Annotated in this window: 12 protein-coding genes; all 12 read left to right on the top strand. The window is 73.6% G+C overall.

Features of this window, described 5'->3' with window-relative positions; translation table 11 throughout:
• Positions 1-29 precede the first annotated feature (29 nt).
• On the top strand, positions 30-341 hold the full coding sequence (locus tag AB0L29_RS32335) for an anti-sigma factor antagonist (protein ID WP_365832339.1): 312 nt from the start codon (positions 30-32) through the stop codon (positions 339-341).
• A 16-nt stretch (positions 342-357) separates the two neighbouring features.
• Positions 358-900, top strand: a complete 543-nt coding sequence (locus tag AB0L29_RS32330) for an ATP-binding protein (protein ID WP_365832337.1) — start codon at positions 358-360, stop codon at positions 898-900.
• An 11-nt stretch (positions 901-911) separates the two neighbouring features.
• Positions 912-2,162: a SpoIIE family protein phosphatase gene (locus AB0L29_RS32325; protein WP_365832335.1), complete on the top strand. Its 1,251-nt coding sequence runs from the start codon at positions 912-914 to the stop codon at positions 2,160-2,162.
• A gap of 48 nt (positions 2,163-2,210) precedes the next feature.
• Positions 2,211-2,978 carry a MinD/ParA family protein gene (locus AB0L29_RS32320; RefSeq protein ID WP_365832333.1) on the top strand — a complete coding sequence of 256 codons (768 nt, stop codon included), beginning with the start codon at positions 2,211-2,213 and terminating at the stop codon, positions 2,976-2,978.
• Positions 2,979-3,021: 43 nt separating this feature from the next.
• A complete protein-coding gene (locus tag AB0L29_RS32315) occupies positions 3,022-5,055 on the top strand; it encodes an alpha-1,4-glucan--maltose-1-phosphate maltosyltransferase (RefSeq protein WP_365832331.1) in 2,034 nt (677 codons plus the stop codon).
• Complete coding sequence (gene glgB / locus AB0L29_RS32310) at positions 5,052-7,244, top strand: 1,4-alpha-glucan branching protein GlgB (RefSeq protein WP_365832329.1); 2,193 nt, start codon at positions 5,052-5,054, stop codon at positions 7,242-7,244. The genes AB0L29_RS32315 and glgB overlap by 4 nt, the downstream gene beginning before the upstream one ends.
• 20 nt (positions 7,245-7,264) lie before the next feature.
• On the top strand, positions 7,265-7,750 hold the full coding sequence (locus tag AB0L29_RS32305) for a TrkA C-terminal domain-containing protein (protein WP_365832327.1): 486 nt from the start codon (positions 7,265-7,267) through the stop codon (positions 7,748-7,750).
• Positions 7,751-7,754: 4 nt separating this feature from the next.
• The gene (locus AB0L29_RS32300) at positions 7,755-8,984 is read left to right on the top strand and encodes a cation:proton antiporter (protein WP_365832326.1); all 1,230 of its coding nucleotides are present in this window, start codon (positions 7,755-7,757) and stop codon (positions 8,982-8,984) included.
• Positions 8,981-9,472 (top strand): nuclear transport factor 2 family protein, encoded by a 492-nt coding sequence (locus AB0L29_RS32295; RefSeq protein ID WP_365832324.1) that lies wholly within the window; start codon positions 8,981-8,983, stop codon positions 9,470-9,472. The genes AB0L29_RS32300 and AB0L29_RS32295 overlap by 4 nt, the downstream gene beginning before the upstream one ends.
• 50 nt (positions 9,473-9,522) lie before the next feature.
• A complete protein-coding gene (locus AB0L29_RS32290) occupies positions 9,523-10,992 on the top strand; it encodes an ankyrin repeat domain-containing protein (RefSeq protein WP_365832322.1) in 1,470 nt (489 codons plus the stop codon).
• Positions 10,993-11,184: 192 nt separating this feature from the next.
• Positions 11,185-11,973 carry an SDR family oxidoreductase gene (locus AB0L29_RS32285; protein WP_365832320.1) on the top strand — a complete coding sequence of 263 codons (789 nt, stop codon included), beginning with the start codon at positions 11,185-11,187 and terminating at the stop codon, positions 11,971-11,973.
• Between the two features lie 192 nt (positions 11,974-12,165).
• Positions 12,166-13,614 (top strand): MFS transporter, encoded by a 1,449-nt coding sequence (locus AB0L29_RS32280; RefSeq protein WP_365832318.1) that lies wholly within the window; start codon positions 12,166-12,168, stop codon positions 13,612-13,614.
• Positions 13,615-13,654: the final 40 nt, after the last annotated feature.

The raw sequence follows: 13,654 nt of genomic DNA, 5'->3' as shown, positions 1-13,654 counted from the left end.
CACACGGCTACGCAGAAGGAGAGCCCACCATGTCTTTCGACGTCAGGCTGAGGGTCACCGACCGGATCGCCACCATCGACCTCAGCGGCGAACTCGACGCCGCGACCGCCGGCCGGTTCCACGACACCATCGACGAGGCCGCCGCCGCGGGCGCCGTCGAGCTGGTGATCCGTGCCGGGCAGCTCTCCTACCTGTCCAGCGCGGGCCTGCGCTCCCTGGTCTTCGCCCGCCAGAAGATGGGCGACGACGTGCGCATCGCCGTCGTCGGGGCGCCCGCGCCGGTCGCCCGGACGATACGTCTGGCCGGCTTCGACCACAGCATCCACCTCGTCGACGCGTGAGGGGGCGAACCGTCCCATGGCGTTCGACTACAGGCCGGCCCCCGCCGGGATCACGCGCGGCGCGCCGCCCGCCGGCGGCGTCGGCGCCGCCGCCGCCGGTCCGGCGGCCCTGACCGTGATCAGGATCCCCGCGGCGCTCGGCGCGCTGGAGCGGGTCGCGACGTTCGTCCTCGACCTCGGGCAGCGCGCCGCGCTGCCCTCCAGCGCCCTGTACCGGCTGCGCCTGGCCGCGGACGAGCTGGCGACGAACATCGTCATGCACGGCTACCGGGGCGCGCCCGGGGAGATCACGGTGGACGGCGGGATCGACCCCGACCAGGTGTGGGTCCGCTTCCAGGACGACGCGCCAGCCTTTGACCCCCGGCAGGGCCTGCGGCCGCCCGAGCTCGACCAGCCGCTCGCCGAGCGGCGGATCGGGGGCCTGGGCGTCTACCTCGCCTTCACCGCGGTGGACGTCTTCGCGTACGAGCTGGTCGCGGGCCGCAATGTCAGCACGCTCGTGATGCTGCGCCGCGCCGAGCCGGACACGCCGGGCGCAGCGAACGGGCAGACGGAGTAGACGAGGCGGAGATGGCGCAGACGAAGGTGCTGGTTCTGGACGAGCATCACAGCGTGCCTCCTGAACTGCGCAACGCCCTGGAGCGGGTGGGCGCGCAGGTGCACGTGCGCAGCCCCGGCGAGGTGCTCGCCACCACGCCGGGCCGGCTGCCCCGGGTGACCGTGCTCCTGGCGTACGCGGGGCTGGCGCCGCACACCGTGCGGGCGGTGGCCCGCCGCCTCGACGACGAGGGACAGCGGCCGTCCGTGGTGGCGTTCGCGGAACGCGACCTGCATCTGCTGGGCCACCACGTGCACGCGGGCGCCGACTACCTGGTGCCGCCCTTCCACCCCGACCTGGTGCGCGCCCGGCTGCGGGACTGCCACGAGCGCGCCCGGATCAGCCAGACGATGGAGGACGTCACCGCGCACGCGGAACTGCTCAGCTACGAACGGGAGCTGGAGATCGGCCGGGAGATCCAGACGGGTTTCCTGCCCGACACCCTGCCCAGCCCCGAGGACTGGGAGATCCACGTGCGCTTCCGCCCGGCCCGCACGGTCGCCGGCGACTTCTACGACGTGTTCGAGATCGTCAACCGGCGGCGGCTGGCCATGGTGGTGGCCGACGTCTGCGACAAGGGCGTCGGGGCCGCGCTGTTCATGGCGCTGATCCGGTCGCTGCTGCGCCACACCGCCGAGCAGAGCGGACTGCAGAGCCTGATCGCCGCCGAGCTGATGGGGGAGGAGGCCGGCTGGGCCGAACACAGCCGGGCCATCCCCGTGGTGGGGGCGACCCCGCTGCTGAACGCGGTGGCCGGCACCAACAACTACCTCACCCGCAACCACATCAGGCAGGGCTACTTCGCCACGATGTTCTTCGGCGTCCTGGACCCGGCCACCGGCAACCTGGTCTACATCAACGGGGGACACAACCCGCCGGTCCTGCTGAGCGCGAGCGGCGCCGACCCGGTGCTGCTCGAACCCACCGGGCCCGCCGTCGGTGTCATCCCCGACGTCGACTTCTCTCTCGGCTACGCCCGTGTCGACCCCGGCGACACGCTGTTCATCTACACCGACGGCGTCACCGAGGCCCGGTCGGCCGGGGGGCAGTTCTTCGGGGAGGAGGAGATGGTCCGGCAGCTGACCGAGGCCGCCGTGCGCGGCGAGGAACTGCTCGACCACATGGACGGCGCGCTCAGCGAGTTCGTGGGGCCGGCCGAGCAGTCCGACGACATCACCATGATGGCCGTCCACTGGCGCCCGCCCGGAGCGCGCACCCACTGACCAGCCGCCGAGCCGGCGGATCCGACCCCCAGCCACCGGGTGGAGACCATGTCGCAGATCATCACCGTGCACTCCTATCGGGGAGGCACCGGCAAGTCCAGCACGGCCGCCAACCTGGGGCTGCTGCTCGCGGCCTCGGGCCACCGGGTGGCACTGGTGGACACCGACATCCACACGCCCGCCCTGGACGTGATGTTCGGCCGTGCCGCCCCGCAGGTCCGCCGCTCGCTGACCGACTACCTGATCGGCCGCTGCGAGATCGAGGACGCGGTGTGCCCGGCGGACGGCGACGCCGGACACGACGGCTTCTTCCTGGTGCCCGCCCGCAGCCGGTCCGCGGCCGCGGCGGAGGTCCTGGGCCGCGGGTACGACGTGGGGCTGCTGCGCGAGGGCTTCGACCGGCTCATCGACTCCCTCGCCCTGGACGTGCTGCTGCTCGACACCCACGCCGGCTTCAACAACGAGACGGTGACGGCCATCGCCAGCTCCGACGCCGTGGTCGTGGTCACCCGCGCCGACCGGCTCGACCTCGCCGGGGCCCGGGAGACCGTGTCGCTGGCGGGCCGCCTGGGCGGCGCCCGGCTGACCGTGGCCGTGAACATGGCGCCGGACGGCACGGTGGACGCCCGCCTGCACGGCGAGGTCGAGCAGGCGTACGCCACCAGGGTCTCGGCCGTCCTGCCGTACGCCCCGGAGATGGTCTCGCTCGCGGGGGAGCGGCTGTTCTGCACGGCCTATCCGCACCACCCGCTGGTGTCGGGCTACCGCCGGATCATCTCCGACGTCAGCAACGGCACCACCGCCATCCGCCGTTGATCCCCACTTCAAGCGATCGCACCCGGGTGCGAGGAGGCATGTGATGCAGGAGAAGCCCGCCGCAGGACGGTTCGCGCCGACCGTGGGACGCATCCCCGTGGTGGACGTGCGTCCCGAGGTCGACGGCGGACGCCGGCCCGCCCGGGCGGTGCCGGGCGAGGCCTTCCAGGTCTCGGCGACCGTGTTCCGCGAGGGCCACGACGCGGTCGCCGCGAACGTCGTCCTGACCGCCCCCGACGGCACCGAGGGCGAGTGGACCCCGATGCGGCTGCTCGCCCCCGGCACCGACCGGTACGCGGCCGAGGTGCGCGCCGACCGCGAGGGCGACTGGACGTTCCGGGTCGAGGCCTGGGCCGACCCGGTCGCCACCTGGCGGCACACCGCCGACATCAAGGTGCCGGCCGGCATCGACGTGGATCTGGTGCTGCTGGAGGGCGCGCTGCTGCTGGAGCGCGCCGCGGACGCCTTCACCCCGCGCGAGGGCGTGCCCCTGCTCACCGCCGCCCGGCACCTGTGCGACGACCGGCTGACACCGCAGGAGCGGCTGGCCGCGGCCCGCGACCCGCTGGTGACCGCGCTGCTGACCGCCCGCCCGCTGCGCGAACTGGTCACGCGGTCGCGGGAGTTACCGCTGCGCGTGGACCGCGAGCGGGCGCTGTACGGCGCCTGGTACGAGCTGTTCCCGCGCTCCGAGGGCGCGGTGGTGCCCGACGGGCCGGGCGCCGACGGGGTGCTCACCCCGCCGCGCTCGGGCACCCTGCGCACCGCCGCCAAACGCCTGGAGGCCGTCGCCGGCATGGGCTTCGACGTGGTGTACCTGCCTCCGGTGCACCCCATCGGCACCACCCACCGCAAGGGCGCCGGCAACACGCTCGTCGCGGGCCCGCACGACCCGGGCTCACCGTGGGCGATCGGCTCGCCGGCCGGCGGACACGACGCGATCCACCCCGACCTGGGCACGCTGGAGGACTTCGACCACTTCGTGGGCCGCGCCGCCGAACTGGGCCTGGAGGTCGCCCTCGACTTCGCCCTGCAGTGCTCGCCGGACCACCCGTGGGTGACGGAGCACCCCGAGTGGTTCCGGCACCGCGCCGACGGATCCATCGCGTACGCCGAGAACCCGCCGAAGAAGTACCAGGACATCTACCCGGTCGACTTCGACGCCGACCCCGACGGGCTGCACGAGGAGTGCCTGCGGATCCTGCGGCACTGGATGGCGCACGGGGTGCGCATCTTCCGCGTCGACAACCCGCACACCAAGCCGGTCGGCTTCTGGGAGCGGCTGATCGAGGCCGTCCACGCCACCGACCCCGACGTGCTGTTCCTCGCCGAGGCGTTCACCCGTCCGGCGATGCTGCACACCCTGGCCCGGGTCGGCTTCCACCAGTCGTACACCTACTTCACCTGGCGCAACTCCAAGCAGGAGGTGGAGTCCTACCTGTCGGAGCTGGCCGGCCTGGGCGGCGAGGAGTCCGCCGCCTACCTGCGTCCCAACCTCTTCGTGAACACGCCCGACATCCTGCACGCCTACCTCCAGTACGGCGGCCGCCCGGCCTTCGCGGTGCGTGCCGTACTGGCCGCCACGGCCGGGCCGTCCTGGGGGATGTACGCCGGGTACGAGCTGTACGAGAACGTGCCCGCCGGGCCGGGCAGCGAGGAGTACCTGGACTCGGAGAAGTACCGCTACCGGCCCCGCGACTGGGAGGGGCGCGAGGCGGCCGGCGACTCGCTCGCCCCGCTGGTGCGCACCCTCAACGAGCTGCGCCGCGTCCACCCGGCCCTGCACCGGCTGCGCAACCTGCGCTTCCACCGCACCGACAACGACGCGGTGGTCTGTTTCTCCAAGCGGGACGACACCGACTGGGTCCTGGTCGTCCTCAACCTCGACCCGCACGGCGTGCGCGAGGCGACGGTCTCCCTCGACCTGCCCGCCCTCGGCCTGGACCGCTCCGACACCTTCGAGGTCCACGACGCGCTGTCCGGCCAGAGCTGGCGCTGGGGCCGGGACAACTACGTACGCCTGGACCCGCGGCAGCACGTGGCCCACATCCTCACGGACGGGAACCCGCAGTCGTGACCACCGCACCCCACCTGCCGGCCCTGGCCGCCACCGACCTCAAGCGGCTCGCCACCGGCGAGACGAGCGACCCGCACGCCCTGCTCGGACCGCACCCGGCCGGGGACGGCGTCGTCTGGCGGGTGCTGCGGCCCCTCGCCGACGCCGTACGGATCACCGACCCCGCGGGCCGCCCGCTGCTGGAGTTGCGGCACGAGGGCGAGGGCGTCTTCTCCGGACTGCTGCCGGGGCGCACCGTGCCCGACTACCGGGTGTCCGCCGGCTACGGCGGCCACGTCCACGAGTACGACGACCCGTACCGCTTCCCGCCCACGCTCGGCGAGCTGGACCTGCACCTGATCCGGGAGGGCCGGCACGAGGAGCTGTGGCGGGTGCTCGGCGCGAACGTCCGCGAGCACGAGACGGGCCGGGGCCGCTCGGCCGGCACCGCCTTCGCGGTGTGGGCGCCCAACGCGCGCGCGGTGCGCCTGGTCGGCGACTTCAACCTGTGGGACGGCCGGGCGCACCCGATGCGCTCGCTGGGCGCCTGCGGCGTGTGGGAACTGTTCGTGCCCGGCGTCGGCGAGGGCTGCCGCTACAAGTACGAGATCCTCACGCCGGACGGGCGCTGGGTGCAGAAGGCCGACCCGCTGGCCACCCGCGCCGAGCCCGCGCCCGGCACCGCCTCGGTCGTCTTCACCCCCCGGCACCGCTGGGGCGACGCGGCCTGGATGGCCGAGCGCGCCTCCTTCGCCGCGCACCGCGAGCCGATGAGCGTGTACGAACTGCACCTGGGCTCCTGGCGCCCGGGGCTCGGCTACCGGGAGCTGGCCCGGGAACTGCCCGGGTACGTCAAGGCGCTGGGCTTCACCCACGTGGAGTTCCTGCCGGTCGCCGAGCACCCCTTCGGCGGCTCCTGGGGCTACCAGGTCACCTCCTACTACGCGCCCTCCTCCCGCCTGGGCACCCCCGACGACTTCCGGTACCTGGTGGACGCGCTGCACCAGGCCGGCATCGGCGTGATCGTGGACTGGGTGCCGGCCCACTTCCCGCGGGACGACTGGGCGCTGGCCCGCTTCGACGGCACCCCGCTGTACGAGCACCCGGACCCGCGCCGCGGCGAACACCCCGACTGGGGCACCCTGGTCTTCGACTACGGGCGCGCCGAGGTGCGCAACTTCCTGGTGGCCAACGCCCTGTACTGGTGCGAGGAGTTCCACGTCGACGGCCTGCGGGTGGACGCGGTCGCCTCCATGCTCTACCTCGACTACTCGCGCGCCGAGGGCCAGTGGCTGCCCAACGCCTACGGTGGCCGGGAGCACCTGGAGGCGGTGGAGTTCCTCCAGGAGGTCAACGCCACCGTGCCGCGGCGCTGCCCGGGCGCGGTGACCATCGCCGAGGAGTCCACCGCCTGGGACGGCGTGACCCGGCGCACCGACGAGGGCGGGCTCGGCTTCGGCCTGAAGTGGAACATGGGCTGGATGCACGACTCCCTGTCGTACATGGCGAAGGACCCCGTGCACCGGCAGTACCACCACCACGCCATGACCTTCGCGATGGTGTACGCGTACGCCGAGAACCACCTGCTGCCGCTCTCGCACGACGAGGTGGTCCACGGCAAGGGCTCGCTGCTGGCGAAGATGCCCGGCGACCGCTGGCAGCAACTGGCCAACCTGCGCGCCTACCTGGCCTTCACCTGGGCCCACCCCGGCAAGCAACTACTGTTCATGGGGCAGGAGTTCGCACAGGACAGCGAGTGGTCCCACGACACCGGCCCGGACTGGTCGGTCCTGCGCCACGCCCCGCACGCGCAGCTGCGCGACCTGGTCCGCGACCTGAACCGGGTCTACCTCGCCGACCCGGCGCTGTGGAGCCGGGACACCCGGCCCGAGGGCTTCGCCTGGATCGACGCCGACGCGGCACAGGACGACCTCTACTCCTTCGTCCGGTACGGGGAGTCGGGCGAGACGCTCGTGTGCGTCTTCAACTTCCGGCCCGCCGTCCGCCACGGCTTCCGGCTCGCCCTGCCGCACGCCGGCGACTGGGTTGAGGTGCTCAACACCGACGACGGCGCCTACGGCGGCAGCGCGGTGGTCAACCGCGGGCCGGTGCGCGCCGAGGAGGAGCCGCTCCAGGGCCTCCCGGCGAGCGCCTCCCTCACGCTGCCCCCGCTGGGGGCCGTGTGGCTGCGGCCCCAGAGCCCCTCGTGAGCGACGAGAAGGAGACCACCGTGCCCGCTCCGCGTCTGAGGACCACCCCGCTGCCCGGGATAGGGGTGCAGTACGAGCTCACCACCCGGCGGCACGACACCCTGTCGGTCATCGCGCACCGCGACGGCAGCCGCACCCTCAACGTGCACCACGACGACGACCCCGACTCCTGCGGCCTGTCGATGAAGCTGACCGGCGCCGAGGCCCTGTCGCTCACCGACGCCCTGCTGCCCCACCACAACAGCCCCAACCTGCTGCACACCAGCGACTTCGGGCTGCTCGCGGAACGGGTGACGATCACCGGGACCTCGCACTGGAACGGGCGCACCCTGGGCGAGACCCACATGCGCACCAGGACCGGGGCGTCCATCGTCGCGGTGATGCGCCGGTCGCACGCGATCCCCTCGCCGGGGCCGGAGTTCCGGCTGCGCGGCGGCGACACGGTGATCGTGATCGGCACCCGCGAGGGCGTCGACGGCGCGCACGAGATCCTCGAGCGGACGTGATCGCGTGCACTCCGCCGTGTTTCTGATGGAGTTCGGCGCGGTCGTCCTGGCGCTCGGCCTGCTGGGCCGGTTCGCCGTGCGCGTGCGCCTGTCGCCCATCCCGCTGTACCTGCTGGCCGGGCTCGCCTTCGGGCACGGGGGAGTCGTCCCGCTCGGCGGCAGCGAGGAGTTCATCGAGGTCGGGGCCGAGATCGGCGTCGTCCTGCTGCTGCTCCTGCTGGGCCTGGAGTACACCGCGGGCGACCTCGTCGGCCACCTGAAGGTGCACGCCCCCGCGGGCGTGGTCGACTTCGTGCTCAACGCCCTGCCGGGCGCGGCGGCGGCCCTGCTGCTGGGCTGGGGCCCGGTGGCCGCCGTGGTGCTCGCCGGGGTCACCTGGGTCTCCTCCTCCGGGGTCATCGCCAAGGTGCTCGGCGACCTCGGACAGCTCGGCAACCGCGAGACGCCGGTGATCCTCAGCGTGCTGGTGCTGGAGGACCTGGCGATGGCCGTCTACCTGCCGATCCTCACCGCGCTGCTGGCCGGTGCGGGCTGGGCCGCGGGCGGGCTCACGCTCGCCATCGCGCTCGCCGCGGTGGGCACGGTGCTGCTGGTCGCCGTGCGCTACGGGCGGGTGATCTCCCGGTTCATCTCCAGCGACGACCCGGAGAAGCTGCTGCTGGTCGTGCTCGGCCTGACCCTGCTCGTGGCGGGCGTGGCGCAGCGGCTGCAGGTGTCGGCGGCGGTCGGCGCCTTCCTGGTGGGCATCGCGCTGTCCGGCGAGGTCGCCGAGAACACCCACCACCTGCTGATGCCGCTGCGGGACCTGTTCGCCGCGGTGTTCTTCGTGTTCTTCGGCCTGAACACGGACCCCGCGACGATCCCGCCGGTGCTGGCGCCCGCGCTCGTGCTGGTCGCGGCGACCGTCGCGACCAAGGTGGCCACCGGCTACTGGGCGGCCCGGCGCGCCGGCATCGGCGAGCGGGGCCGGTGGCGCGCGGGCGGCGCCCTGGTGGCCCGCGGCGAGTTCTCCATCGTCATCGCCGGCCTCGCCGTCTCCTCCGGCGTCGAGCCCTCCCTGGGGCCGCTCGCCACCGCCTACGTGCTGCTGCTGGTGGTCCTCGGACCGCTGGCGGCGCGCTTCACCGAGCCGCTGGCCCAGCGCCTGAAGGCCCCGTCACCCGACGGACCCGTACCCGAGGGGCCCCCGCCCCTCACCTCCTATCTCACGGAAAGCGAGAAGACCACATCATGACCGACACCACCCACACGACGAACGCGACGGACGCCAGGGGCGCGGCGGACACGGCGGCACTGGTCGCCGAGCGGAACAAGGCGCTGGTCGACCGGTTCTTCCAGGCCTACGCCGCCTACGACCTGGACACCATGCGCAACGAGATCCTCTCTCCCGACATCCGGTGGCACATCCCCGGCCGGCACCCGCTGTCCGGCACCCACGAGGGCGTGGACGAGGTCATCGCCTTCTTCGACCGGCTCGGCCAGGCCAAGTTCAAGGCGGACCGCCTGTACTTCGGGGCCGACGAGAACTACGTGGTCGACGTGCACCGCGGCTGGAGCGAGACCGGCGACGGCGGGGACGTCGACATGACCTGGGTCCTCGTCTGGCGCATCGAGAACGGCCGGGTCGTCGAGGCCACCAACTTCGCGCAGGACCAGCCGGCCGCGGACGCCTTCTTCCACCGCACCTTCCGGCTGGCGCCGGTGTCGCAGCGGCTGGCGTGACACCCGCCGGCACACCGGGGCGCACCCCACACATCACGGAGGCATCAGGCATGGCACTGGGCACGGACACACAGCGCACGGACACCCAGCGCACCCGCGAGGTGCTGCAGGAGTGGTTCGACGCGATCGGCCGCGGCGACCTCGAGAAGATCATCTCGACGCTGTCGCCGGCGATCGTCTTCGAACTGCCCAAGGACGAGTGGAACGCGATCATCGGCTACCTCGGGGAGCACGTCGGCCGGGACGCGGTCGCGGAGGCGTTCCGCGTCCGGGCGGAGGAGACCGAGGTCGTCGAGTACGAACTGCGCGAACTGGTCGCCGAGGGCACGGTGGCGTACGCGCGCATCTACACCAAGGCGTTCCACACGCGCACCAAGGTCCCCTTCGAGATCGAGGACAGCCACCGGCTGGAACTCGACGACCAGGGGCAGATCATCCACTGGAAGGTGTTCTTCGACCCCGACGGTGAGGTCGCCGCGTTCAAGGCGGACCTGGACGAGCGGCTGCTGGACGCGGTGCGCGCCCGCGACGCCGCGGAGGTGCGGGGACTGCTCGGCTACGGCGGCGACGCCAACCGGCGCGACCCCGCCACGGGCCTGACGATCCTGCAGACGGCCGCGGGCATGGGGGCCGCCGAGATCGTCCGGGACCTGATCGCGGCCGGCGGCGACGTGTTCACCACCGACAGCCGGGCCGGCGGCACCGCGCTGCACAAGGCCGTCCAGGGCGGCGACCTGGAGACGGTGAAGGTCCTGGTGGAGGCCGGGGCGTTCGTGGACGCGGTGGCCGCCACCACCGGCCACACCCCGCTGATGGACGCCCTCTGGTACAAGTGGCCGGACATCGCCGGATACCTGCTGTCCGAGAACGCGGGCGTGGAGCTGTCCACCCACTACGGCTTCTCCATGCGCCGGCACTTCGAGTACGAGCTCAACGTCAACACCCGCGGCAAGGAGCAGCTCCTGGAGGCCGAACGGCTGCTGAAGGAGCGTACGGCGCACGACGAGCGGGAGACCGCCGAACAGCGGCTCATGGCGGCCGTGTCGGCCGGGGACACCGACGCCGTGCGGGCGGAGCTGCGCGCGGGCGCCGAGGTCGACCGGCGCTTCCCGGTCGTCAACGGCTTCAACGACGCGCACACGCCCCTGCTGGTGGCCTGCCGCGACGGCCACGAGGAGATCGTCCGGGAACTGCTCGCGGCCGGGGCCGACGTCAACGCCACCGAGCCGACCTTCGGCGCGGTACCGCTGCACAAGGCCGTCTACAACGGGCACACCGGCATCACCCGGCTCCTGGTCGACGCCCCCGGCACCGACCTCGACTACCAGGGCGCCACCAACGGCTACTCGCCCCTGCACGACGCCCTGTGGCACGGCTACGAGGACTGCGCCCAGGTCCTCGTCGACGCCGGGGCGCGCACCGACCTGCTCGGCCACGACGGCAAGACCCCGTACGACATCGCCGTCGCGACCTTCGGGACCGGGCACCCGCTGGCCCGCCGGCTCGCCCCGGCGAGCTGACCCCGGGTCCGCACCCCCGCCCCCGCGGGCGGCCGGGGCACCGCCGGCGCGGTGCCCCGGCCCCGCGCGCCGCCGCGCCCCCCCCCCGCCGCCCCCCCCCCCGCGGGGGGGGGGGGGCCCCCCGGGGGGGGGGGGCCCCGCCCGCCCGGTCCCCGCCCGTCCGACGACCCCCGACCCCCCGAGGGAGTCCGCATGTCCTCTCTTTCCCCGCAGACCGCGCCGAGCCCCCGGCGCGACCGGGCACCGGCGACCGCCCGCACCGCGGTGGTCACCGGTGCCTCCAGCGGCATCGGCGCCGCGACCGCGCGCCGGCTCGCCCGTGCCGGAGCCGCCGTCGCCCTGCTGGCGCGCCGCACCGGGGCGGTCGAGGCGGTGGCGCGGGAGATCACGGCCGACGGCGGCACCGCCGTGCCCGTGGTCTGCGACGTCGCCTCCCCCGACGACCTGGAGCTCGCCGCCCGCCGCGTGGCGCAGGAGATCGGCACCGTCGACCTGCTGGTCAACAACGCCGGGGTGATGCACGCCTCGCCGGTCGCGGACCGGCGCGCCGACCAGTGGCGGGCCATGGTGGACACCAACGTCCTCGGCGTCCTGCACACCACGGCCGCCTTCCTGCCCGCCCTCACGGCGGCGGCCCGGTCCGGACACCGGGCGGACATCGTCAACGTGTCCTCCATCGCGGGCAACACGATGTTCGCGCCCGGCTTCGCCGTCTACAACGCCACCAAGGCCGCGGTCAGCGCCCTCTCGGCCACGCTGCGCTCGGAGCTGCTGGCCGACGGCATCCGGGTCACGGACCTGCGCCCGGGCCTGGCCTCCACCGAGGTCGGGCGGCACCTGCCGCAGGAGATGCTCGACGGCTTCCACGAGGAGCACCGGGCACTGAGCCCCGACGAGGTCGCCGACGCCATCCTCTACGTCACCCGGCAGCCCGCTCACCTGGCGGTGCCGTCCCTGGTGGTCACGCCCGTGACCCAGTAGCGCCGCGGCCCGCCCGCCCACTCCCGGTGCCGCCCCAGGAGCGCCGGGAGTCCGTCGTGCACACGCCCCCACCCGCCTTCGATCCCTTCACCGCCCTTCACCCCTCCTCACCACCCTTCACCCCTCTTCACCACCGTTCACCACCATCCACCACCGTTCACCACCTTCGAACGACCGACGAAAGGAGGCCGCATGGCACCCCAGGAAGCCGTGCGAGCGGACGTGCCCCCGCGCGTCCACGACGACGAGCGGGCGGCCGGCCGCCGACGCACATGGGCGCTGGTCCTGCTGGCCGCCGCCCTCGCCCTCGACGTCAGCGGCGTGGCCGTGATCAACTCCGCGCTGCCCTCGATCGGCGAGCGCTTCTCGGCCTCGGGCACCACGCTGCAGTGGACCATGACCGCCTACGCCATCACCTTCGCCGGCGTGCTGCTGCTGGGCGGCCGCGCGGCGGACATCATCGGACGCCGGCGGATCTTCGCGCTCGGCATCGCGCTGTTCGCCGTCGCCTCCCTCGGCGCGGCCCTGGCACCCTCCCTGCCCGTGCTGATCGTCGCGCGCGCCTTGCAGGGAGTGGGAGCGGCGCTGTCGGGCCCGGCGTCGCTGGCGCTGCTCAGCCAGATCTTCCCGGAGGGCCCGCAGCGCAACCGGGCACTGGCCGTGTACGCCGCGACCGGGGCGAGCAGCTTCAGCGCCGGGCTGGTCGCGGGCGGGCTGCTCACCGACCTGTTCGGCTGGCGTTCGGTGTTCGTCGTCAGCGTGGTGGCGGCCGGCCTGGTGCTCAGCGTCGTACGGCTGCTGCTGCCCCGGGACGCCCCGCAGCCCAGCTCCCTCGACCTGCCCGGCGCGCTGCTCGTGACCGTGGGCCTCGGGCTGACGGTGTACGGCGTCACCAGCGGCAGCGACCACGGCTGGGGCGAGCCGCAGACACTGGCCGCGCTGGTGCTGGCGGCCGTGAGCCTGCTGGGCTTCGTCGTCCGGGAACAGCGCACGCCCGACCCCCTGCTCCCGCTGCAGATCTTCCGCAGCAACCCGGTCAAGGCCGCGACCGTGACCGGTGCCGCCTACTACACCGGCGTCAGCGGGCTGCTCTTCTTCGCGCCCCTGTACATGCAGGACATGCTCGGCTACTCGCCCTTCGAGTCCTCGCTCGCGGTGGTGCCCATGGGGGTGATCGTGATCGTCAGCTCCCACCTCACCGGGCGGATCATCACGCCCGCCCACTACAAGGCCCTCATGGCGGCCAGTCTCGGCCTGATCGGCGCGGGGGTCGCCCTGTGGGCCCTGACCCCGCAGGACGGCTCCTACTGGATCCACATGTTCCCCGGCGTCGCGGTCATGAGCGTGGGCCAGGGCATCGGCTTCGGGGCGATGACGGCCGCGACGCTGGAGGGCCTGCCCGCCCACCGGCACGGTGTCGCCGGGGCCGTGAACGTGACGGCCCAGCAGGTGGGCAGCAGCGTGGGCGTGGCCGTGCTGGTCGCCGTCGCGGCCGCCACCGGCGGGGAGAGCGGCGCGGACCGCCTCACCGGCTACCACGTCGGCTACCTGACCGCGGGCGCCGTGGCGCTCCTGGCGGCCCTGCTCGTGCTGACCCTGCGCTTCCCCTCCCCGCCCCCCACCGAACCCGCCCGCTCCTGAGACCGCGCCACCGGCCGCCCCACCGCGCTGCGCGGTGGGG

The organism is Streptomyces sp. NPDC052701 (assembly GCF_040678355.1).
GTDB lineage: Bacteria > Actinomycetota > Actinomycetes > Streptomycetales > Streptomycetaceae > Streptomyces.
Note: the sequence above shows the minus strand (reverse complement) of the source record. Positions and strands in the feature narration are given on the sequence as shown.